General features: G+C 69.4%; 27 protein-coding genes and 1 pseudogene. 16 read left to right on the top strand and 12 right to left on the bottom strand.

Features of this window, described 5'->3' with window-relative positions; all coding sequences use genetic code 11:
- Positions 1-35 precede the first annotated feature (35 nt).
- Entirely contained in the window at positions 36-215 is a 180-nt protein-coding gene (locus tag IEZ08_RS36715; protein WP_189244021.1) for a hypothetical protein, read from the bottom strand.
- A 596-nt stretch (positions 216-811) separates the two neighbouring features.
- Between IEZ08_RS36715 and IEZ08_RS36710 the strand changes: the two genes are divergently transcribed.
- A complete protein-coding gene (locus IEZ08_RS36710) occupies positions 812-1,150 on the top strand; it encodes an STAS domain-containing protein (RefSeq protein ID WP_068923566.1) in 339 nt (112 codons plus the stop codon).
- 78 nt (positions 1,151-1,228) lie between these two features.
- On the opposite strand, the gene IEZ08_RS36705 is transcribed toward IEZ08_RS36710, so the two are convergent.
- The 3 genes from IEZ08_RS36705 to IEZ08_RS36695 form a co-directional block, all read right to left on the bottom strand.
- Positions 1,229-1,405, bottom strand: a complete 177-nt coding sequence (locus IEZ08_RS36705; RefSeq protein WP_141703961.1) for an ATP-binding protein — start codon at positions 1,403-1,405, stop codon at positions 1,229-1,231.
- Positions 1,406-1,573: 168 nt separating this feature from the next.
- Positions 1,574-1,942 (bottom strand): helix-turn-helix transcriptional regulator, encoded by a 369-nt coding sequence (locus tag IEZ08_RS36700; protein WP_068923567.1) that lies wholly within the window; start codon positions 1,940-1,942, stop codon positions 1,574-1,576.
- Positions 1,943-2,045: 103 nt separating this feature from the next.
- Complete coding sequence (locus IEZ08_RS36695) at positions 2,046-2,321, bottom strand: hypothetical protein (protein ID WP_068923568.1); 276 nt, start codon at positions 2,319-2,321, stop codon at positions 2,046-2,048.
- Between the two features lie 81 nt (positions 2,322-2,402).
- On the opposite strand from IEZ08_RS36695, the gene IEZ08_RS36690 reads away from it, so the two are divergent.
- Positions 2,403-2,783, top strand: coding sequence for a response regulator transcription factor (locus IEZ08_RS36690; protein ID WP_068923569.1), 381 nt, complete (start codon positions 2,403-2,405; stop codon positions 2,781-2,783).
- Positions 2,784-2,798: 15 nt separating this feature from the next.
- On the opposite strand, the pseudogene IEZ08_RS36685 reads toward IEZ08_RS36690, so the two are convergent.
- Positions 2,799-3,697, bottom strand: a pseudogene (locus IEZ08_RS36685) (IS5 family transposase).
- Between the two features lie 70 nt (positions 3,698-3,767).
- On the opposite strand from IEZ08_RS36685, the gene IEZ08_RS36680 reads away from it, so the two are divergent.
- The gene (locus IEZ08_RS36680; protein WP_068923572.1) at positions 3,768-4,466 is read left to right on the top strand and encodes an SMI1/KNR4 family protein; all 699 of its coding nucleotides are present in this window, start codon (positions 3,768-3,770) and stop codon (positions 4,464-4,466) included.
- Between the two features lie 154 nt (positions 4,467-4,620).
- Here the strand turns inward: IEZ08_RS36680 and IEZ08_RS36675 are convergent, their stop codons facing one another.
- Positions 4,621-5,334: a molybdopterin-dependent oxidoreductase gene (locus IEZ08_RS36675; RefSeq protein ID WP_068923573.1), complete on the bottom strand. Its 714-nt coding sequence runs from the start codon at positions 5,332-5,334 to the stop codon at positions 4,621-4,623.
- A gap of 37 nt (positions 5,335-5,371) precedes the next feature.
- Between IEZ08_RS36675 and IEZ08_RS36670 the strand changes: the two genes are divergently transcribed.
- On the top strand, positions 5,372-5,998 hold the full coding sequence (locus IEZ08_RS36670) for a TetR/AcrR family transcriptional regulator (protein ID WP_068923574.1): 627 nt from the start codon (positions 5,372-5,374) through the stop codon (positions 5,996-5,998).
- A 321-nt stretch (positions 5,999-6,319) separates the two neighbouring features.
- Here IEZ08_RS36670 and IEZ08_RS36665 read toward each other — a convergent pair whose 3' ends face one another.
- Positions 6,320-7,480, bottom strand: coding sequence for a serine hydrolase domain-containing protein (locus IEZ08_RS36665; RefSeq protein ID WP_189244020.1), 1,161 nt, complete (start codon positions 7,478-7,480; stop codon positions 6,320-6,322).
- A gap of 365 nt (positions 7,481-7,845) precedes the next feature.
- On the opposite strand from IEZ08_RS36665, the gene IEZ08_RS36660 reads away from it, so the two are divergent.
- The 6 genes from IEZ08_RS36660 (at position 7,846) to IEZ08_RS36635 (ending at position 10,511) form a co-directional block, all read left to right on the top strand.
- Positions 7,846-8,010 (top strand): hypothetical protein, encoded by a 165-nt coding sequence (locus IEZ08_RS36660; RefSeq protein WP_176728495.1) that lies wholly within the window; start codon positions 7,846-7,848, stop codon positions 8,008-8,010.
- Between the two features lie 343 nt (positions 8,011-8,353).
- Positions 8,354-8,602 (top strand): hypothetical protein, encoded by a 249-nt coding sequence (locus tag IEZ08_RS36655; RefSeq protein WP_068923576.1) that lies wholly within the window; start codon positions 8,354-8,356, stop codon positions 8,600-8,602.
- A gap of 114 nt (positions 8,603-8,716) precedes the next feature.
- Positions 8,717-9,034 (top strand): hypothetical protein, encoded by a 318-nt coding sequence (locus tag IEZ08_RS36650; RefSeq protein WP_141703963.1) that lies wholly within the window; start codon positions 8,717-8,719, stop codon positions 9,032-9,034.
- A gap of 179 nt (positions 9,035-9,213) precedes the next feature.
- A complete protein-coding gene (locus IEZ08_RS36645; protein ID WP_141703965.1) occupies positions 9,214-9,516 on the top strand; it encodes a hypothetical protein in 303 nt (100 codons plus the stop codon).
- A 157-nt stretch (positions 9,517-9,673) separates the two neighbouring features.
- Positions 9,674-10,129, top strand: coding sequence for a hypothetical protein (locus tag IEZ08_RS36640; protein WP_068923579.1), 456 nt, complete (start codon positions 9,674-9,676; stop codon positions 10,127-10,129).
- Entirely contained in the window at positions 10,122-10,511 is a 390-nt protein-coding gene (locus IEZ08_RS36635) for a hypothetical protein (RefSeq protein ID WP_189244019.1), read from the top strand. Before IEZ08_RS36640 ends, IEZ08_RS36635 begins: the two co-directional genes overlap by 8 nt.
- Before the next feature lie 251 nt (positions 10,512-10,762).
- On the opposite strand, the gene IEZ08_RS36630 is transcribed toward IEZ08_RS36635, so the two are convergent.
- Together IEZ08_RS36630 and IEZ08_RS40435 are read right to left on the bottom strand one after the other, a co-directional pair.
- On the bottom strand, positions 10,763-11,155 hold the full coding sequence (locus IEZ08_RS36630) for a hypothetical protein (protein WP_141703967.1): 393 nt from the start codon (positions 11,153-11,155) through the stop codon (positions 10,763-10,765).
- Entirely contained in the window at positions 11,152-11,280 is a 129-nt protein-coding gene (locus IEZ08_RS40435) for a hypothetical protein (protein ID WP_268249398.1), read from the bottom strand. Before IEZ08_RS40435 ends, IEZ08_RS36630 begins: the two co-directional genes overlap by 4 nt.
- A gap of 193 nt (positions 11,281-11,473) precedes the next feature.
- Here IEZ08_RS40435 and IEZ08_RS36625 point away from each other — a divergent pair, with 193 nt between their 5' ends.
- The 5 genes from IEZ08_RS36625 to IEZ08_RS36605 all read left to right on the top strand — a co-directional run bounded on the left by IEZ08_RS36625 (position 11,474) and on the right by IEZ08_RS36605 (position 16,254).
- The gene (locus IEZ08_RS36625; protein WP_084780100.1) at positions 11,474-13,084 is read left to right on the top strand and encodes a methyl-accepting chemotaxis protein; all 1,611 of its coding nucleotides are present in this window, start codon (positions 11,474-11,476) and stop codon (positions 13,082-13,084) included.
- Positions 13,085-13,282: 198 nt separating this feature from the next.
- The gene (locus tag IEZ08_RS36620; RefSeq protein WP_189244018.1) at positions 13,283-14,512 is read left to right on the top strand and encodes a sensor histidine kinase; all 1,230 of its coding nucleotides are present in this window, start codon (positions 13,283-13,285) and stop codon (positions 14,510-14,512) included.
- Positions 14,513-14,781: 269 nt separating this feature from the next.
- Complete coding sequence (locus IEZ08_RS36615) at positions 14,782-15,189, top strand: STAS domain-containing protein (RefSeq protein WP_068923581.1); 408 nt, start codon at positions 14,782-14,784, stop codon at positions 15,187-15,189.
- Positions 15,190-15,573: 384 nt separating this feature from the next.
- Positions 15,574-15,777, top strand: a complete 204-nt coding sequence (locus tag IEZ08_RS36610) for a hypothetical protein (RefSeq protein WP_141703969.1) — start codon at positions 15,574-15,576, stop codon at positions 15,775-15,777.
- Positions 15,778-15,876: 99 nt separating this feature from the next.
- On the top strand, positions 15,877-16,254 hold the full coding sequence (locus IEZ08_RS36605) for an STAS domain-containing protein (RefSeq protein WP_189244017.1): 378 nt from the start codon (positions 15,877-15,879) through the stop codon (positions 16,252-16,254).
- A 317-nt stretch (positions 16,255-16,571) separates the two neighbouring features.
- Here the strand turns inward: IEZ08_RS36605 and IEZ08_RS36600 are convergent, their stop codons facing one another.
- The 3 genes from IEZ08_RS36600 to IEZ08_RS36590 all read right to left on the bottom strand — a co-directional run bounded on the left by IEZ08_RS36600 (position 16,572) and on the right by IEZ08_RS36590 (position 20,240).
- A complete protein-coding gene (locus IEZ08_RS36600; RefSeq protein ID WP_189244016.1) occupies positions 16,572-17,360 on the bottom strand; it encodes a GAF domain-containing protein in 789 nt (262 codons plus the stop codon).
- Positions 17,361-17,710: 350 nt separating this feature from the next.
- Positions 17,711-18,634: a pentapeptide repeat-containing protein gene (locus IEZ08_RS36595; RefSeq protein WP_068923584.1), complete on the bottom strand. Its 924-nt coding sequence runs from the start codon at positions 18,632-18,634 to the stop codon at positions 17,711-17,713.
- 364 nt (positions 18,635-18,998) lie between these two features.
- Positions 18,999-20,240, bottom strand: a complete 1,242-nt coding sequence (locus IEZ08_RS36590; protein WP_189244015.1) for a macrolide family glycosyltransferase — start codon at positions 20,238-20,240, stop codon at positions 18,999-19,001.
- 151 nt (positions 20,241-20,391) lie between these two features.
- Here IEZ08_RS36590 and IEZ08_RS36585 point away from each other — a divergent pair.
- Positions 20,392-21,081 (top strand): cytochrome P450 family protein (locus IEZ08_RS36585; RefSeq protein ID WP_189244014.1); only part of this gene is annotated, 690 nt, incomplete at its 3' end.

Here is a 21,081-nt window from a genome sequence, read left to right as displayed (position 1 = left end):
AAGATCCACCCGCGGCACCTACCTCGTCGAGCTTTTTACACCGCCCCGAGGACGCCACCCAGCCCATTGAGCACCACCATCAGCGCTGCCTGCCCGGTTCCCCCCGGTAGCGTGAAGAACACCACCGCACCGAGCACCTGCCCCAGCGCGCACACCAACCAGGCAGGCATGAACCGCCCCGTCTTGTCCCATCCGCAACCGATGTCCGCTCGCATACACTCATCTATCGGCGCTTACGCGCGCGACTTGAGAGGTCGCATTGGGAGTGTCAACTTAACGGCTGATCTCGGCTGTTGAAGTGGTCAGAGGTTGGCAGGGGTGAGGCGGCCCTCAAAGGCGATCTGGAAGGCGTTCAAGGGCGCCTTCCAGCGCATGAGGCCGAATCGCTGAGGGCCCGGCGTACTTGATCTGCCCCCTCAGCTGGCCTGCTGAATGGCCGGGACGCGGTCGGCTGACAGAGCGCGGTGTGCGAGTACGGCTGGCGTGGCCCGCTGTGGGCCCAGGCGCCGCTCACACCGAGCACGAGGCCGGGCGCTGCCGTATCCACGCCGGCTCCGGTCCGTACGGTGACGCCCTCGACGACGTTGAGAACGCTTCTCCGCGCCTGGGCAGAGCACGTGGGGCCAGCTGTGTTGGAGGATTGGACGGAGTCGTGATCATAGGCGAGGCGCCATATTCACGAACAGGTGTCACGGTGGGTTGTCAACACCCCCTCCTGCGGGCCTACGGTAGAGAACGAAAGCGGTTACCGCCGACCGGCGCCTGTGCCGGCCGCTGCCACCGATAGCCGCTGGGAGGGGGAAGCCCCCGCATGACCATGCTGTCGCTGACCACCACTGACCACCCGGCGGTCACAGTGATCACTCTGGATGGCGAGATCGATGTCCTGACCGCCGATCACCTGCGCCAATCGATCGACCAGGCCCTGGCCCGTGGCCGCAGCCGCCTGGTCATCGATGCCGCAGGCCTGGGGTTTTGTGACTCGGGTGGCCTGCACACCCTGATTGCCGGCCAGCGCCGCGCCACCTCGGCCGGTGGATGGCTGCACCTGGCTCATGCCCATGGGTATCTGCAGCGGCTGCTGGAGCTGACCCAGCTGATCGAGCTGTTTCCGCGCGATCCGCAGCTGGAGCGCCTGCTGAGGCGGTGAGCATCCCGGCCGCCTTACGGCACAGCCGGGCCCAGGGGCGCTCCCGCCGCATGCGGGAGCGTTGTGTGCCGGGCCTCCTCAGGCCGCCGCCAGTCTCATGATCATGCGTAGGCGTGACGTTTTGGGCCGGCGGTCGATGACCACCGCATCGCACACCCGGCCAATCAGCCACAGGCCGGCGCCCCGGTCGCGGCCTGGATCGGGCGGGCCGGCCGGCAGATGGGCGGGATCCAGCACACCTGCGGCGTCGTCCACCTGTTGACGGGCGCTCAAGATGGTGATGAACGCGTCATTGACGGTGGTGACGTGGCGGCATGAGCAGATCCCGCCAGGCGTGCCTCACGGGATCTTGATGTGCAGGCTGTCGGCTTGATGTGCAGCTTGCCGTCCGGGTTAGCCGGTCTTGGTCGCCGGGGCGGATCATCACAGCAGGGCAGTGGGTTCTTTTCGGCCTTCGGTCGTTGTGACGTCGTCGGCGGCAGGACCTGAGGCGCCGCCACCATGGTGGAACAGGTCCAGGAGGGCCTGGACAGGAATGGTGCGCTGGCTGGGATGCCGTAGATGGCGGCCGGGGAGGATCGCATAGCGGTTGCGCCGGCCCTCGCGCTGCCGGTCGATGTAACCCGCCTGGCGTAGATCGCTCACGATGCGCCCGACGGCTCGCTCGGTGATGCCGATCGCGGCGGCGATGTCGCGAAGCCGCGCCTGCGGGTCGGCGGCGATCATCCGCAGTACTCGGGTGTGATGGGTCAGGAACGTCCAGGCCGAGTGTTGTTTCGCGGTGTCGCTCATGTGCGCCGTCTTTTCTGCGGAAAGCCGAAAGGAACGTAACAACAGGGGCGGCCCAGCCCGGCTCAGCCCAAGTTTATCTCAGGAATTCACAGTCTATTGATCTTTATTCTGCGGCGATGACCTCGTTGACGGCGGCGCGGGCGCACGACTCATCGACGATGGTCTTGTCGGCGATGAAGGTGGCCTGCAGGGCCTGGATGACCAGGTTGTTGATCGCGCGAGGACAGCCGCGGCTGGCGGTGTGGATCAGCGTGGCGGCGTCCTCGGTGAACAGCGGATCGGTGCGGTCGGCCAGGTGAGACAGCGCGCAGATTCCAGACAGGCCCGCACGTTCGGTGGGAGATGACAGCGCTCGCGCAGCTGGATGCGGCCGCTGCACCCGTGCCCGCGCATATCCGCACCAAAAAAGGGCATAGCGGGCTAAAGGGATCTAGGGGATGGAAGTCAGGCGGGGGAGCGTATGGCGCGCATGCTGGTCGTCGATGACGACGCCGACATCCGGGATCTGATCGTCTTTCGCCTGGAGCAGGCCGGCCACCAGGTGCGCGCGGTCGGCGACGGGACCGCGGCGCTGGCCGCGGTCGCCGGCGAGCGCTTCGATCTGGTGGTGCTGGATTGGATGCTGCCCGGGCTGACCGGGCCGGAGATCTGCCGTCGGTTGCGCGCGCTGCCGGAGGGTCAGCACCTCGCGGTGCTGATGCTCACCGCCAAGGCGCATGAGGCCGATGTGGAGGCGGGCTTTCAAGCCGGCGCCGATGACTACCTCATCAAGCCCTTCAGCCCGCGCGAGCTGAGCGTGCGGGCCGAGGCGTTGCTGAGCCGCCTTCGCCTTGGCATCTAAGGCCTGTCCTGTGAATCATGAGAGCCAGTCCGCGGTGGCGACCAGCAGGATCTGGCTGCGGTGGATGACCGCGCGTTTGGCGTAGCGAGAAGCCAGCGCGCGGTACCGCTTCAGCCGCGCGATCGCGCGTTCCACCACATTGCGCCGCTTGTAGATCTCCGGATCAAAGGTGTACGGCCGGCCGCCCCGCGCTCCGCGCTTGCGGCGCTGGGCCAGTTGGTCCTTCTTTTCCGGGATCGTCGCGGCGATCCGGCGCCGCCGCAGGTAACCGCGGGTGGCACGGGCGCTGTAGGCCTTATCGGCGATCACCCGAAACCACCAGCCCGCCGGGCGCCGATAGCCAAGGGGCGGGCGCACCTGATCGAGCAGCGGGATCAAGTGCGGGTTGTCTCCGGCCTGACCGGCAGACAGGATGACCGCCAGCACCCGGCAGCAGGTATCCACCGCCAGGTGCAACGTGCTGCTCAGGCCGCCCCGGGAGCGGCCCAGCGCCTCGCCGTCGACGGCCTCCACCGTCGCACCCGAGGCGCCGATGGCTGCGCCGCCCCCTTTTTCCGGGCGCCGGCAGCATGCGGGTGCGCCCGGGTGACGGTGGAGTCGACCGCCACCTCATACACCGCCTCGTCCAGACCCGTCTCCTCGGCCTGGACGCTCGCTTTGACGTGCTCGAAGATCGCTTCCCAGGTGTCGTCGGCACTCCACCGGCGCAGCCGCTCATGCAGCGTCTTCCAGGGGCCGTAGCGCTCGGGGACATCCCGCCAGGGCGCTGCGGTGCGGGCCTGCCACAAAATCCCGTTGAGCACCTGCCGGTGATCGCGCCAATCGCGCCATTGGCCGCCCTGACCGCCGCCTTCGGGCAGCAGCGGACTGATCTGCGCCCGCTGCTGATCGGTGAGGTCTCCCCGGTGCACCATGCCTGTCCCATGGGTGACCAGGGGGAACTCCTGAGCTAAAGATTCACAGGACAGGCCTTAGGATCGCAGCGTGGAACTCGACGCAGACCTGGTCCGGCAGCGGCTGACGGAGCTTGCCGGCCTGTCCCGGCCCGGGCGCCGGTCAATCGGGAACCACCGATACCGGCTGGGGCCTGTCGTCGAGACGGAAGTCCTGGCGCGGGCGGAACGCACCGTCGGCGCACCCCTGCCGCGCGGATACCGCCACTTCATCACGACGATCGGCGACGGGGGCGCGGGGCCGTACCACGGCCTCATCCCGCTGCAGGAAGCGCTGGAGGCCATGGACGAGCGGTTCGGCGGCCTCGACTCGCTGGGACGCGACTGCCCCCTGACCCAAGACGTCGATTTCGGCGAGCTCGCCGGAGCGCCGGGCAGCTGGGAAGAGCACGAGGCCAGGCTGGATGCCGACCCGCAGTACGTCGCGCACTACCAGCGCCTGAAGGAGACCTACACCGGTGACCCATGGGGCGACGGCCGGCTGCCGATCGCGGAGATCGGCTGCGGCGACTGGCTGTTCCTGGTCGTGCGCGGTCCCCGCCGCGGCACCGTGTGGGTGGACGGTCTCGATTCCAGCACGGGGCTGTACTGCCTGGAGATCGGCTTCGCCACCCTGTACCGGCGCTGGCTGGAGGAGTCGCTGGCCGAGGCCCAGGAACGTTTCACTCCCCCTGAGGCCTCCTACTCCTTTCTCCGGTACGGCGACAATCCGCGCTACAGGCCCATCTGATCGGGCGGGCACGCCGATGGCAGGACCTGCGAACCCGGCACACCCTGCCGTCGACCTGCAAAGGCCGCCCGGAAACCGACCGGGCGGCCTCCGGCTTGAGCGCGATCAGACCGGTTCGGCCACACCGGTGCCAGCACCGCTCAGACCCTGCGTCTCAGGAACGGCGGGCGGAGCGTTCGGCCAGGGAAGCGGTCAGCGGCACCGCCAGCCGGTACGGCCAGCGCAGGGCGGCGCCCCGGATGATGGAATGCCGCTCTTCGAACGCGACGCGCGCCCGGGGATGCTCCTTGGCGCCGTAGGTGCTGGCCGGCGTCGTGCGGTACAGCTCGATGCCGCACACGTGCTTGATGTTCTTGTAGCCGTACTGCTGCGGCGAGACGAAGCGCAGCGGGGCTCCGTGCACCGGGCTGAGCGCTGCGTCGTCGAGCCGGTCGGCGAGCAGTACGTCCGGCTGCAGGGCGTCATCGAGCCGGATGATCGCCTGGACGCCGTCCAGGCCACGCACGACGACGCCGTCGACGTCGGGCTCCGGCTCGCAGCGCGGCATGATCACCTCGTGCCAGAACGCTTCGAAGGGGACACCGCTCCACCTGAGGTCACACACCGACCAGGTGGTCACACAGTGGAAGTCTGCGGTGATCGTGGTCCGGGGCACCAGGTCGGGCAGCTGATCCACGGTGACGGTCAGCTCGCGGCGGACGGCTCCGCCGACCGACAGCGTGGCCGGCTCCGGCGATGACGGCAGTGGCCGCAGGGGGTTGTCGGAGAAACGCGGGAACACCCGCAGTTCCCGCTGGCCGGGGGGCAGCGCCGCTGCGGACGACCGTCGTGGCCACAGATCGGTCAAACGGATCGAGGCTGTTCGCATTGAATTACTATACAAGACGAATCGTATACTAATCAGTATGACGACGCTTCCCCGGGGTCGCCCCCGCGACCCCGCCCTGGACCGAGCCATCGCCGCCGCGACCGTCGGACTGCTGATGGAGATCGGCTACCGCGCCATGTCACTGGAACTGGTGGCCCGCCGGGCCGGGGTCGCCCGCGCATCGATCTACCGCCGCTGGCGGACCAAAGCACACCTGGTGTACGAGACGGTCTTCACCGAGCTCGGCCCCCGTTCGGTACCGGACCACGGCGACCTGGAGACGGACCTGATCGCGCTCATCGACGCGCTGCGGACCGAGCTGTCCGCGCCCGCCGCGGCAGCCGCGATCAACGGCGTGCTCGCCGACTTCGCCGCCGACGAGGCCTTCCGCGCTCACGTGCGGGACCGGTTCCTCGCCCCGACCGCGGCCGCACTGCGCCAGGTGCTCCACCGTGCCGCCCGTCGCGGGGAGGTCGCCGCCGACGCACCCGCCGACCTCCTGGTGCAGGCGATCGGCGGTACCGTCTTCTTCCGGGCGGTCGTCCTCGGCGTCCCGTTGGACGAGACCGAAACGGGGAACCTCGTACGAATCGTCCTCGACGGCGTGCGGTCCCGTGGTCGGCCTGCCCAGGCCGGCGCCGCGCGTCTGACGGCCTCCGAGTAGCCGGGCCGACATGAGGCTGAAGCGGTCCAGGTTTTCTGGGGTGAACCGCACCGGGATCGGTGGAGATCACCGACTCCACGAAACCCGGCGCGGTTCACTTGAAATGGCCTGCAGGTAGTTGACGAGATCCCATCTGATCATTCCGATCGGGCGGGATTTCGTCGTTTCCCCGGATGGCGTGACCGGTGGCAGGCTCTCCGGGCGGCGGTGAACGTCCGGCGGACGCGGGTCCGGAAGTCGTCCGCTGTCGAGTCCTCGATGAACCCGACCAGCCGCTTAAGGCGCCCACCGCCGGCAACCATACCGTTGCGGGGAGGCAAGTCACGATTTTGCGCACAGCGCGGTGTCGAGCGCAGCCTCGACGTGCTTGAGCGCGGACGCATCGGCGGGCAGGTGGGTGACGGCGATCGCGGCGGCACGGCCGTCGTCGGTGGCCGAGTTGGCGGTGTAGTAGCCGGGGAAGGTTCCGCCGTGCCCCCAGGCCCGGCCGCCGCAGCTCAACGTGATGCTGCTCAGGCCGAGCCCGTATCTCCCGCCACGTCCCATCTCGGGGGCCTCGACGGTGGTGCGCATCTGCTCGAGCTGTTCGGGCTTGAGCAACTCGCCGCCGAGCAGGGCGGTGAAGAAACGGTTGAGGTCACCGAGAGTGGAGATCATCTGACCCGCGGCCCAGGCAGCGGACGGATCCCACCGGGTGGCGTCGGTCATCGGCGCCTGCGGGTCGTTTTGGTGGTAGCCCTTGGCGTGGGGGGTGCGGATCCTCTCATCGCCGACGTTCGGGAAATAGGTGTGGCGCAGGCCGATCCGCCTGATTGTCCGTTCGATGATCTCCTCAATCACCGGCCGACCGGTGACCTGCTCGATGAGCAGGCCGGCGACGATGTAGTTGGTATTGCTGTACTGCCGGCGGGTGCCGGGGGCGAAGGTCGCCTTCTTCTCCAGCGCCATGTCCAGCAGCCGGCGAGGCTGGAAATAGGTGTGCCGGAAGGACAGGGCGGATGTGGCCAGACGGTCGGTGTACTCCGGCAGGCCGCTGGTGTGCTGCAGCAACTGCCGTACGGTGATGCGCCGCCCGTCGACGCCCTCGCCGCGCAGCAGGCCGGGCAGGTAGGTCTCGACCGGCTCATCGAGCCTCACCCTGCCCTCGCCGACCAGTTGCAGGACGACCACGGCGGTGAAGGTCTTGGTGTTGCTGCCGATGCGCACGTATCCGTCGGCCGGGGCCTTGGCTCCTGTCTTCAGGTCGGCCACCCCGGCGGAGTGGTGGCGGGTACGCCCGTCGCGGTCCTGCACGGCGGCCAGGGCCGCCGGGAAGCCGTCTTTGCGGACGAGGTCGTGCAGCATGCGCCGTACGGTGTCCTCTGCCGGGCCGGCGCGCACCGGGGACGCGGCGGCCGGGGTGCCGGTCGCGGTCAGGCTGCCCAGTACGGCAAGGGCGACGGCGCAGGTGCCGGTCCACCGGCGGGAACGGGGAGTGATCATGAGAAAACGCTAGAAGCCGGCACGGGCGCGGGTCGATACTGCAGGCGGCCGTTCACTGGTAGGGCCTGCTGTACCTCACCGGTAGGGCCTGCTGTACCGGATCCGGGTCCGCGCCGGTGGGCTCGGCCCTTCCGGAAGGTGAGGGAGGCCGCGCGCGGCGCTGATCTGCTCGGCCAGAGCGGTGCGGGCCTTTGACGAACCGGTCGGCGTGGATCCGGGCGGCGGCGCACGCCGCGCCCACCTCATCGGGCTACGGGTGCCGCCCCGACCGCACCGGGTTCCCCGACAACAACCAGCAGTTCCTCCGGTCGCCGGGTGCTGGCGGGTTCCACCCGTCGACGAAAGGCACGCGAGGAGGTCGTGCGGTGCGGATGATTGTCGCCGTCAGGCTCCGCATCGGAGCCGACGAGGTCGCCGGACACGCTGAACCGCACGAGCTGCTCAAGGGGGTGTTGCGCGACGTGCTCGTCCCGCTTCGCCTGCAGATGGGCGGGCACGTCTACGGGGCCCGCAAGACCGACATCCAGTAGCCCATCTCTTCGCAGGTGTCCGCCTCGCCTGGCGCCCTTGCCGTAGCGCAGGCCACAGCGCTGATCTCCCGCCACCTGCACCCCCTTGATGACCTTGACGTGCCGCTGTACGGCCCGCAGTGACTCGCCTGGCCATGGCCGCTGCTGGGCAACGGGCTTTTTCGACCCCAGCCCCAACGGGTGGTAGCCGATCGCCTCAGGCGGCACTTTCTCCAAGAGCACGTCGAGCCCTGCGCGCTCCGCACGGCCGCCCAGGGCTTCGAGGCCGGCCCGTAACCGCCTTTCATCTCCCGCGCCCGCCAAAACGGGACCTCACAGGGACAACCTCTCCTTAAGGAGCACCATGCAGCAGTTCGACCTGACCCGGCTCGATGACGCCCAGGCCGCCGTCACGCACCTCATGGAGTGCCACGGCGAGACGATCACCATCACGACCTACACCGGCGGGCAACAGTCCACCCGCACGCTCACCCTCACCGGCACCATCACGATCGCCCCGGCACCGCACGGCTGGACACTGGGCCTCACCTGCGACGACCAGACCCTGCTGCTGGAGGGCGTGCTCAGCATCAGCGACCCGGTGGAGGGCTGATCGGTGGGCAAGCGCAGAACCCGCCGGTGGGTACCGAAAGGCAGAGGCTGGCGGCGCATCACGGACGGCGGATCGCTCGCGATCTGGATGCGGCTGGAGGATGACCACCGCACCGTGACCGTGTACCTGGACTACAGCGGCACATACGGCACCACTGGCGATCCGTATGACGGCATCTGGACGTTCCAATGCGAGCGGGGCGCCGGGATCCTCTCCTGGGCGATGGACAAGCCGCGCAAGGTCGTCACCTACGCGTTCAAGGAGCAGCTCGGCGGGGCCCGGCCGTGCGGGTATGAGCCGCTGCCGAAGGTGCCGCGCCGGCTCCCGAACGCTCCGCGCCGCCCCGTGAAGGTGCACTACTCGAGCCAGGGCCGGGCACCGCGGCGTCACCAGGGCAAGCGCGCCCGCACCCGCTGGTACCAGCGGCCCTGACCACCGCGGCGCCGTACGTGGCGCGCCCTGCGCGAACCGCTGCCCCGGAAGTTCACCTGATGGCCAGGCGCGCCGGGCCGGGAAAGGAACACCTTCCGACGGGAGAAGCGACCGCGCCGGGCAGTCCCCTTGACGCGGATCGACGGTCGGCCGCCGCTCCCCAGAAAGGACCGTCGACGATGAATCACCTTCCGCTCGGGAAGGCGCCCCAGCCCCGTCCGCACCACGTGCGACCGTTGGTGCGCCGCACCCGCAACGGGGTGGTGTTCCTGTGCCCGTACGGGCATCTGGTCGAGTTCGTCGCGGCCGCCGACTGGACCGGGTCCCAGGTCGAGGCCAACGCCGCTGACCCCGGCTACACCGTCGTCTGCCACGGCGCCCGCCAGCAGGAGCTGTGGATCGCGCCTGGAGACTCGGCACGGACACCAGCAACCCCCAGCTCGCCTCTCCACGCGGACGCGAAAGCGCCGTCATGCACCTGACCTGCGACATCCCTTGGCCGGGCGCACCGGCCCACCGCGTTCCCCCACCCGATCCGGGACGCTACGCCGGATCGGACGATCACAGCTCCTGACACCTCGTCTTCGGTCCCGCGCACCTCACGGTGTGCGGGGCCGCCGCATTCCAAGGACACACCGCATGCAGCAGACCCCGCCCGGCACCGTCACCGATGCCGCCCTTGACTGCGCCCGCAGCGGCGGCAGCACCACCCAGGCCCTGCTCACCATGGCTCGCGTCATCACCCTGTGCGAGCGTGGCTGGGAAGAGCGCCACTACGACCGCACGGTGGCCACCGTCATCGACACCGCGGCGAACATGTACGCCGACCTGTCCTTCCAGCCGCTGGACGGCATCCGCCTCCGGGTCCAGGGGACGGTCGGGACGCGGCATGCTCTACCTCCGGCGGATCGGGGGTTGTGCGGTGTTGATTGTGCACCATTTGCCCCGAAGCCGCACAACCTCCGAACGGCTACACATGTCAGTGCGCGAGTCAACTCGGGTCGCGAACCGGTCCGGTTCTCGCGGACCGGGCCCGGCGCATGCGGTTTTCGGAAGAACGAGGAAAGCGAGGACACGGGTTATGGCGATGTGTAGAACGAGGCCGTTCACGGCGGCCGCCGGCGCGGCGGCGATCGCGCTTGCGGCACCATTGATGTTCGGCGGACCTGCGGCGGCGGAGCCGTACGGCACACGGTGGTGCACCACCAACCCGCTTCCCTGCGGAACGTCTCCCGGCCTGGAGCCGCACAGTACAGAAGGATGGCTTGAAGTCCGCCTCGCCGGCCCGGGCTGCCACGTCAGGTGGGACCTGTATGAGCTCAGAGGCACCAACTGGCCGCACGTGGCAGGGGGCAGCAAGTTCCTCCTCACCAGCTCAACGTTCAAGGTACGCAACCTCGACACCACTGCCTACTACCGGCTTGAGGTGAGCTCCCTGAACTGCGTGGTCACGGGGCGCCTACGCAACTTCACCTGAGGCCGCCAGAGCGTTCGGCGGCCGCCTGCTCCGGGGCGGGGGCTGGAGAACGCTCCGGTGTTCTCCAACGGCAGGAGATCCCCCGGATCCGTCCGCGGTTTCGGGCGCTCAGAAAGTGTTGGGTAGCCGGACAATCACTCCTGATTGAACCCCGGCACGATACTCGGCTGAGGATCGCCGCGCTTTCTGCAGCCTCCTCGCGTACGTGCGCGAGGAGGCTGGGGTCGACGACGACGTCACCGAGCCGTTGTTCAGGAGGGGAGATCACCGGAGGTAGCTCCTTCGCACGGGCGATGATCAAGGATGTCCGGTCCGACCGGCCCGACCTGCATTCTCGTGCAGCGATCACTGGTGTCCACCGGAGATGATCCGGTAATGCACGTCGGCCGCAGGTCACTTGGCGGGCGGGAGATAGGCGGCCACGACCAGCAGCGCCCGGCCCAGCGCTCTGGCCGCTGTCGGAGGAAGCGGGTCGGGGCGCCGCTGGTGCGGGCCAGGATGTTTTCGGCGAACTCGCGCGGGTCGATCACCACGCCCAGGGCCTCCAGGGGCCGGGCGGAGCGGCCGACGGTGGCGCCCAGCGTCAAGAACTCCAAGTCGGCGCTGGTGCAGGCGGTTGAGGGCCGGCGGTTGTCTCCGTTCATGATGCATCCTTCGTGCTGTTCTCGACGCGCAGGTCCAGGAGCCGGTACCACCACTCGAACGCCCGGCGGGTCGGGATGCAGAAGTCCTGCACGAGCACATCCTCAGGGCCCAGGACGTCGGGCACGGCGTAGCAGTCGCATGGACCCGGGCCGCCGGAGTGATCGGTGGCGGTGACGAAGTGGATCGCCGTGGCTCGGTGCAGACTTTCCGAGTGTGGTGATTTCGCTTACCCCACGGCCGGGGAGGTCGATGGTCAGACCACGGGCGCAGACGGTGCTCGGCGGATGAGACAGATATGGCAACGCAGGAAATCGGACATGATGAAGATCAACGATTTGAAGGTCGGCGCGCGCCTGGGCAGCGCGTTCGCGGTGGTGGGCGTGCTGTTGTGCGGCGCGGTCGGCGTGGGTGCTGCCGGCATCTCCTCGGCGCGGGAGGCGACCGAGCGGCTGGAGGCGAGCACGACGGTGCGCGGTGCGGCGCTGACGGCCAAGTTCCGCACCGCCGACTTCGCCGGCTGGCAGACCGGATACGCCTTCGACGCCCTGCGGGGCGTACCGGGCGCCGCCGATGACGCTGTCGGCCAGCGTAAGAATTTCCTGGCCTCCACCGCCGCCTTCCGCGGTGACCTGGACAAGCTGGCAGGTCTGGAGCTGACCGCGACCCAGCGTGAGGACCTGCGGCGGGCCGAGAGCGCGTTCGCGGACTTCATGGACGTCGACGGGCGCATCGTCGCCGCCTACCGTGATGGCACGCCCACCCGGATCGAGGAGGCCAACGATCTGGCGGCCGGTGAGGCGCTGGAGCACTTCGAGCGGGCCGCCACCGCCGTGGACGAGCTGGCCGATGAGGCCGTGGCCAACGCCGCCGCCGCGGCCGCCGACGCCCGCGCCACCAGCGACAACTCCCTGCGGCTGATGCTGGGCGCGGGCGCGTTGTGCCTGCTGCTGGCCGCCGCCCTGGCCGTGGCCGTGACCCGGAGCATCACCCGGCCGCTGGCTGCCAGCGTGCAGACGTTGCGCACCATCGCGGCCAAGGATTTGACCGCCGCCGTCGACACCGCCCGCCGCGACGAACTCGGGGACATGGCCCGCGCGCTGGCCCAGACCGTGAGCGTGCTGCGGGGGACCTTCGAGGTGATCGCCCGCCACAGCGCGACGCTGAGCGGTGCCTCCCGCGAGCTGGGCACGGTCTCGGCCGAGATGGACGGCGCCGCCACCGGCACCGCCGCGCGCTCGGGCCAGGTCGCCGCCACCGCCGAGCAGGTCTCGGCCAACGTGCAGACCATCGCCGCGGCCAGCGAGGAGATGAGCGCCACCATCGCTGAGATCGCCGGCAGTGTCTCGGAGGCGGCCCGGGTGGCCGACACCGGCGTGCGCACGGTACGGGACGCCGGGGAGACCGTCGCAAAGCTGGGCGCCTCCAGCGCGGAGATCGGCAGCGTGATCAAGACCATCACCTCGATCGCCGAGCAGACCAACCTGCTGGCGCTGAATGCCACCATCGAAGCCGCCCGCGCGGGCGAGCAGGGCAAGGGATTTGCGGTGGTCGCGGGTGAGGTCAAGGACCTGGCCCAGGAGACCGCCAAGGCCACCGAGGACATCGCCCGCCGGATCGAGGCCATCCAGGCCGACACCGACGCGGCGATCGCGGCCATCAGCGGGATCAGCGGGGTCATCACGACCGTCAGCGAGCACTCCACCACCATCGCCGCCGCGGTGGAGGAGCAGAGCGCCACCTCCGGGGAGATGAGCCGCAACATCTCCGAGGCCGCGGTTGGCGCCGACGACATCGCCGCCGGCATCACCCAGGTCGCCGGCGCCGCGCAGACCACCACCGCCGGGGTGGCCAAGGCTCGCCACACCGCCGGTCAGCTGGATGAGGTCGCCGCCGAACTGCACACCATCGTGGCGCAGTTCACCGTCTGAGCCCGCCCCGCGGGCGGGGCGGCCGAACGGCTTCGGATAGGAGACCACCGGGGCGTGCGGCTTCCAGCTTCAGGCCCCCTCCGCGGGCAGATCCCCGGTTCGGACACGGCTCACGCAACCACACCCTAGAAATGACCGGTTTATCCGGAAAAGTATGGGTATGGGCGTTTATCCGTGCGGAGGGGCGAGGGGGTCACCATGCGACAGTGGTCGGTGCTGGGCGAAGGGCCCATCCACGCCGCCCGGCAGATGGGGCTGCTGCTCGCCCTGGGTGCGGCCCTGACCCTGGTGAAGACCGTGATGGTCCCGGCCGGTCAGCGGCCGCTGTTTTTCGGCCTGGCCGTGCTGCAGGCCAGCACGGCCGCCGCAGGGTGGTCACCGATCTGGGCACGGCTGCACCCGCGGGCCCCGCTGGTGCTGACCGCGCCGGCCTTCGTCGTCCTGGCTGCCTCCATCTGGGCGGCCGGAGGCATCGCCGCCGGCGCCGCGCCGTTCTTCGTGCTGGTGTTCGTCTGGGTCGGCCTGCATTTTCCTGCCCGCGCCGCCCTGGCGGTGACGCCGGCGGCGCTGCTGGCCTACCTGGGCCCGATGATCGCCGCCGGCCGCCCCGCACAGGTCGTCATCAGCGCGGCCTTGTTCATCCCCACCCTGCTCGCCGTGGCGGTGGTGGTCGCCCGCCAGGTCGACCACCACCGCCACGACCGCGCCGCCCTGCGCCGCGCCCGTGACGAGATCGCCCAGGCCGAACGCTGGCGGGCCGCCCTGACCTCGACCCTGGCCCATGACGTGCGCTCCCCGCTGACCTCGGTGCAGTTCGCCCTGGAGACCCTGCATGACGACGAAGGCGACCTGCCGGCCGCTCAGCGGCGCACATTCACCGAGATGGCGCTGCGCCAGACCGCGCGGATCCGCCGCCTGGCCGTCAGCCTGCTGGACGCCGACCGCGTCGACGCCGAGGGCCGGCTACGCCTGGACCTGCAGCCTGTTCCGCTGCGCGCCGCCATCGATGCGGCCCTGACCTACCTGACCCACCCGGTCACCGTCGCCATGGACGGCGATATGAAGATCTGCGCCGACCCCGTGCGCCTGGAGCAGATCCTGATCAATCTGGTCACCAACGCCCTGCGCCACGGCGATCCCCCGATCGTCATCAGCGCCGCCCCCGCCCCCGGCGACCAGGTCGCCATCTGCGTGCGCGATCACGGACCGGGCGTGCCCGAGGACAAGCGCGAGGTGTTGTTCTCCCGCTTCAGCAGCGCCGATGCCGCACCCGAATCGGTCGGCCTCGGCTTGTGGATCACCCGGGAGCTGGCCCGCGCCCACGGCGGCGACGTCGTCTACACCCCCGCCGATCCGGGCGCCTGCTTCACCGTGACCCTGCCCGGCGCCGAATCACCTTCGCAGCCACCAGCCGACAGCCGCCCCTGACCTCGCGCGCGCTTCGCCGACGGACTGCCGCTGCCGTAGTGGCTGTTCAGCCGCGCTGAGCAGCCGGAGCGGCCTCAGTGGCGGCTCCGTATGATCCGGCCCGAGGTGCCGGGCAGTACGGTGTGTCCTGCCCGAGCCCCGTCCGCGGCCTGACTGAGCTGCGCTGAAGGGGAGAGCGCCGTCGGGCCTGCGGGGCATGCCCGCATTGGACCGGGCCGGACCGCAGATGCAACACTGCGTGCGGTGAGCAGCGCGGGCAGGAATATGGCATGACCGAGGGGCACCCTCCCCGGGCCGAGGTCCGCAGCTGGCGCCTGGGACAGGATCTATGGGTCCTTCGCCTGGTGGGCGAGCTGGACGCGCTGACCGTCCCGGTCTTCGAGGCCAAGCTGGCCGACCTCACCGACGGTGGCAGGCCACTGTCGCTGGTGGTGGATTTGACGGCGGTGACGTTCGCCTCCTCCGCCGCGCTGGGTGCCCTGGTTCAGGCCCGCCTGGCCGTCGAGACGGCCGGCGGGAGGCTGGTGCTGGTGGTGCCATCCGAGGGCCGGGCCCGGCGGCTGTTGACGCTGACCAGCCTGCTGGCCTACTTCGAGGTGCGCGAGGTGGTGGAGGATGCGCTGCTGGTGGCGCGCCGGCCAGGCCCGCAGACCTCCGGTGAGGCTCCGCCGCGATGATGCGCTACCCCCGGCAAGACGTGGTGCGGCCGCCTGCGGCCGCCGGAAAAAGGGGGGCGTTTACCCCCGCACAGGGGGCGCGCCGCGCGCCCCCCTTTGACCTTCGGTTCGTCCCGGTCAGCGCAGGAATCGGCGGACCTCGAACGGATGAGGTAACCCCCCAGAAGACGGGGCTGGTGGATGCACCAGTGCCTGATCGCCGCCCTGCACCGGCCGGGCCGTACGGTGCCGCCTCCGCGCCGGTCCGGCCGCCGGGAAAAGGGGGGGCGTTCAGCGCCGTGCGTAAGATGCCCAGGGTGCGGGCGAGGTGGTGCCCCGCCCCGCTCCCGGTAGTTGCGATACGTGGCGTCTTGACCACTTGCGGTAACTATTTATTCTGGGAGGGTGAATTCGCCCACATCGTCGTCTGCCGCACGGCGCACCGGTCGCACCGGGGCGCTGTGGGTGCTGGGCGCCGCCGCCATCGCCTGCGCCGTCACGGCAGTGATCGCTCTGGCCGCCGCCTGGGGCGGTGCTGCCGGTCTTGCCGTGGCCGCCGTTGAGGCGGTGGCGGCGCTGCGCCTGGCCGGCGCCCTGCGCTTGTTCTGACCGCCTCGCTTTCCCCGTAGCCTGGGACAGACCTTGATCGAGGTCTACGCTTGACGGCAGGCACCCTGTCCCCTCGCCCCGGGAACGCGGAGGCCCGTGATGAGCGCACGCCTGTCGATCACCGAGATCCGCCAGGACGATCCCGCCTGCACGGTGCTGGTGCTGTCGGGAGACCTGGACACACTGGCGGCCCTGCTGCTGGACCTGCAGGTCGAGACCGCGATCTTCTGCGGCCGGGTGCGCGTCATCATCGACGCCCACGATCTGGTCTTCTGCGACTCGGCAGGGCTACGCGCGCTGCTGGCCGGGCTACGCAAGGCCGTCGAGGCCGGCGGCTGGCTGTGCCTGATCGGCGTGCACGGCGCCTTCGAGCGGGTACTGCGCCTGACGGGCCTGGAGGCGGCCTTGCCCATCGAGGCCGACCTGACCGCCGCGCTGACGCGCACCTTTGGCATCGACGCCCAAGCCGCCGGGTGAGGGCGGCTGGCGGGGTGGTGCAGACGGGTGTGGCAAGGGCCCGCGAGCATCGTGCGGGATGCCGTCTGTCGGCAAGACGGTGCCCGCGGGCCCCGGAGGGCGGTCGCGATCGCGCCATGGCGTCGCGGGCGTCGCGCCCGCAGCTTGCCGATGCCCCTGCCCGCACCGGTGATCGGATACCGCCCACAGAGGGAGGGAGTTGCCGGTCGAACCATCCGCCCACATTTCACTGAGGGTATCTCTACAGTTACTGACGGGTGCATCATGTGGGGTGCGCGGTGGGTCCGGGGGAATGACATCGCGTACCCCACGGGCCATCAGGCCGGCCCTTTTTCCGGCCGGCCCGCCGGGGTGCTGGGTGGGTCGACGATGACGGCCAGGTGGCGGTGGAGGCCGGCCAGCAGCACCAGCTCATCGATCAATTCGGCCAGCGGCTCATGCGCGCGGGCCAGGGCCTTGGCCAGCTGATCGGCCAGGGCCGCGTTCATCTCCCCGTCGGCGATCACCTGCAGGTAGGCGCGCAGCGTCGTCAGCGGGGCATGCAACTCACCGGTGACGCGCTGCAGCAGGTGCACCTCGCGCATGCTGAGCTGGCGCAGCCGCTCCAGGGCCTCGCCGCGGTGCTGGGCCGCCAGCAAAGCGGCGGTCCCGGTGGCCAAGGTGGCCAGGATCCGGCGCTGGGTGGCCGACAGCCGGCGCGGAGTCGGGGCCATCACGCACACCGTGCCCAGCGCATGACCGGCGGCGCTGATCACCGGCGCACCGGCGTAAAAACGCGCATACGGCTCGCCGAGCACGGCCGGATCATCGCGAAAGCGCGGATCGGCCAGCGCATCAGGGATCTCCATCAGCTGCCGTGCGCAGATGGTGTAGGGGCAAAACGCCACCTGGCGATCCATGCCGGCCGCGGCGATACCGGCATGACCCTTGAAGTACTGGCGGGTCCGGCCGATCAAGTTGACCAGCCCGATCGGGGTCTGGCAGATCTCGGCGGCCGCCGCGGCGATGGCGGAGAAATCCGGATCCGGCACATCCTCCAGGGCCCCCAGGGCGTGCAGTTCGGCCAGGCGCTCGATCTCATCGCGCGGCCAGGGCAAGATCGCCATCGTGGCTGTTTTCCCCCTTGTCGCTTGCAGGCGGTCGTGCCGAGGACCTCGATGCTGACCTGGCACTTTGAGACTAGCCGTCAGCCGCTGCGAGGTCGGTGAGCACGCGCGCCCATTCACCGAGGAAAGAAGTCCGCCGACGCTGAGCTGAGCCATACGGCGGAGGTGTGCCGTCCGATCCCGGCCGGTGAGAGCACCCAGCCGCCCTGACGGGACTGAATCGGCCCGGAAACCGCCGTCCCGAAAACGATGGTTTTTAGGACGGTATTTCCGCAGGTCATCCTGTCTGACGGGAAGGACGGTTAACGTAAGTTAGACCGATGATCGTGTCTCGGAGGCGCGCCGGAAGCTCACTCTGCCGTCTCCTCCGCTTCGGGCGCCGGAGCTTCTGACTTACCAGCAGTGGCAGTTAACTTGGGCAACAGCAGCCCCGCCGGTGCCGGACCCGGCAGCGTCGGCGGATGCGACCAGTTGGAGACGTGGCGGAAGTCAACTGTGCCGCCGGAGAACTTCGCCCCGTCGAAGGAAACCTCGCCACCGGAGAACTCCGCCCGAGCGAAATCTCCGCCGTCGAAGACCACACCGGTGAAGTCGAAGTCGTGGCCTTGCCAGGAGGTGCTGGCGCCGTCGCGCAGATGGGTGATGATGCGGATGATGGTGTGGCGGACCTCGCGCAGCCCAGCGAAGGCCAAGCGCTCATCTCGCCCACCCTCTTCACCCGGATCAGGCGCATACGGTATGCGCAGGTAAGCGCACAGCACATCAATCATGGTCTGGCGCAGCTCCCGAGTAGGGGCGTCATCGGCCAGGCCGGCCAGGGCGTGCACGCCGGTGAGGCGGACGGCGGGGGCGTCATGGCCGAGTTGTCCGGCGGCAGTAGCGAAGCGTTCGTTGAACAGCTTGGTGGCCTCGCGCTGGTGGGCTTCGTCTGCGCGCAGTTCGGCGGCCTGCTGGCGGTGTCCGGCGGCCTCGGTGACTTTCTGTTTGCGGTAGGCCACCACCAGGGCGATCACGCCGCCGATACCGGCGACGACGGCGAAGGACAGCTTCAGCAGGTCCAGCATGCGGGCCAGTGAGATGCCCTTCGGACCGACCGGGGTCAGGTCCGGGAAGCCGAGCAGCCACAGCGCGCCGACGAACAGGCCGACGCTGAGCAGGACGGCACCGGTCAGGGCGAGGGTGAGCACGGGTCCGATGCGGGCCAGGCGCAGGCCTTCGCCGGAGGCGGGTGGCTTGTCGGGTGGGGTGGGGACCGTTTCGTCTGGCTTCGCCACGGAATCCACGATGGAGGAACGCCGGGCGGCATACCAGCGGTTCCGGGGTAGTAGCTCCGAGTTACGGCGAAGGGTATCCATCGGCTCTCTGCGCCGTCCCGAAAACGTTCGGTTTTGGGACGATCCGCCAAGATCGTTTCCGGCTGGCGTTTCCGCAGGAGTGATCACCTCGGATCGTCCCGAAACCCCTCCCGGAACGTCGCTCCGGAGAGCTGAGTTCCGGGACGGTTTTCGAGAGGGCGGGATGAAGGTTCTCTTGCCCCTACGGCAGCATGCTGCCGACGACATGGTCGGTCTGGTCCCCGCTGGTGGTGGTGTTAGGTCATTGTGGGCTGGATTGCGGTAATCCCGGCGTGTTGTCCGGTCAGGCGATCGCTGGCGGGAGTGCCATCGGCAGAATGGTGTATCCGCATGCCGTCTCGATGAGGTCAGCTGCGGCACGGGCGCCACCGCACTGGCCGATCTCCTGGCGCATGGCGGCGAGGTTTGCCGCGATGGCCGGGTTCCCGGCGACGTTCTCAACCGCCTGACGCAAAGCAGGCCCGCTCACGCGGTCCTGAGCGAGGTGGCGTCCCAGGCCCAGGCGTTCGATCTGGTCGGCGTTGACGCGTTGCTCGGCCATTTGCGGGATTGCGACCATCGGAACGCCGTAGACGATCGCTTCCATCGTGCTGCCCATGCCCGCGTGGGTGATGAACGCTTGCGCATGTTCAAGGATCCGAAGCTGCGGGACGCTGCGATGCACCTCGATGTTCGGCGGGATCGCGGGAAGCGCATCGAGGTCGAGCCCTGCGCCTACGGCCATGACCACCTGCCATGCGCCGTCGGCGAAGGCCTCCATGCATTCGGCGAAGAAGGCGGGCCGGTTGGTGTAGAGCGAGCCCAGGGAGACCAGCAGGACCGGTGAGGATCCATCGCGCGGCCTCCAGTCGCCCTGATGCGGGCGCTCGTCGATGACCGGCCCGACGAAAGCATGCTCATCACCCACGGTCTCTGACCGGCGTTGAAAGCTACGGGGCAGGAAGACCACGCTGTGAGCGGCGCGCAGGAGGAAGTCCAGGGCGGGCACGCCGGGCGCGTGCTCGGCTGCGAACGCTTCGAAGGCGGGGAACAGGGCGTGCCGGGTGAGGTCGCTCGTGCCGTGCAGTTCCTCCTGCCACCCCTGGTAGAGGGCATGGCTGGGGTTGAGCTGCACGGCCGGTTTCTCCCAGCGACGGGCCAGGACGGGGCCGGCGAAGGCCTGCAGGTCGTGCAGTACAGCATCGGGCGGCTCACTGTCGAAGGCCGCGGTCAGGCCGGCGAGGGCCAAGCGGGCGTCCTGCAGGGCCAGCATCGCTCCGTCGGCCAGGCTCTCCGGCGCGTCATCGGCGCGGCAGTGCGCCGATCGCAGGAGAACAGGGGCGGCACCGGCGGCGGTGACCTGTGGGGCGAAGGTGTCGGTGGTGACGTAACTGACCCGGTGGCCGCGCTCGGTCAGCTCCCGGACGACGCCGAGGGTGGGATTGACATGTCCATGTTGTGGCAGATTGACCACAAGCATGCGCAGGGGGCGCCTACCGGTGTCGTGGGCGGTGTAGCGGTGCTGCGGCTGGTGGTCGTCGGGCATCTGCAGTCCTCATCCTCGGCATGTCGGGCCCGGCCCGGTTCGCCGCGTTGGCCGGCGCTAAGGGGGCGGCCCCCACCCTATGGTCACTTGCAGTAATCATTATATAACTTTTAGTAGCGGGAGGTTGTCAAGGTCCCTAGGCTTCCAGGTCATGACTACCAACGGCGACCATCTACTCTCTGCCGGTGCGTACGCGGCGTGCCTGTCCGCCGCCGCAGCCCAGGCAGCGGACCCTTTCCCGGCCTATCGCCGATTGCGGGCATTGGGAGATGTGATCGAGACGCCGGACGGCGTGCTCCTGGCCACGTCTCACGCGGCGTGCGGTGAGGTGCTGCGCGACGCCGGGCAGTGGCTCATTCCACGACCCCTCCCGGAAAGGGACGTTCCCCCGCGCCGGAGCATGGCCTACGGAGTGCAGGAGCTCTACCGGATGATGGTCAGCCTGAACGCCCCCGCGCACGCAACGCAGCGGCAGCCCGCGGTCCGGCTCATGCCCAGGCGGGCGCTGTCGGAGTTCGAGCCAGTCATCCGGCACCTGGCAGGCGAGCACGTCGACTCCTTCGAAGCCGAGATCGGCCTTCGCGGTCGAGGCGACTTCGCAGCGACCGTCGCCTCTTCCGTCGCGGGCAAAGCATTGTGCGGTTTCCTCGGCCTGCCACACAGCGACGCGGCCGCTCTGATGGAACCCAGCCGGGCGGCGCTGGCCCTGCAGGAGATCAGTCCCGGCCGCGCCGCGCTCAACGAGGCCGGTGAGGCCATCGCCTTCCTCCTGGAGTACCTACTGGGCTTGATCCGGTTGGACGGACATCCGAGATCAGGGGCTCGCCCCCGAAAGGATGTC

Source organism: Planobispora rosea (assembly GCF_014648175.1).
Classification (GTDB): Bacteria; Actinomycetota; Actinomycetes; order Streptosporangiales; family Streptosporangiaceae; genus Planobispora; species Planobispora rosea.
Note: the sequence above shows the minus strand (reverse complement) of the source record. Positions and strands in the feature narration are given on the sequence as shown.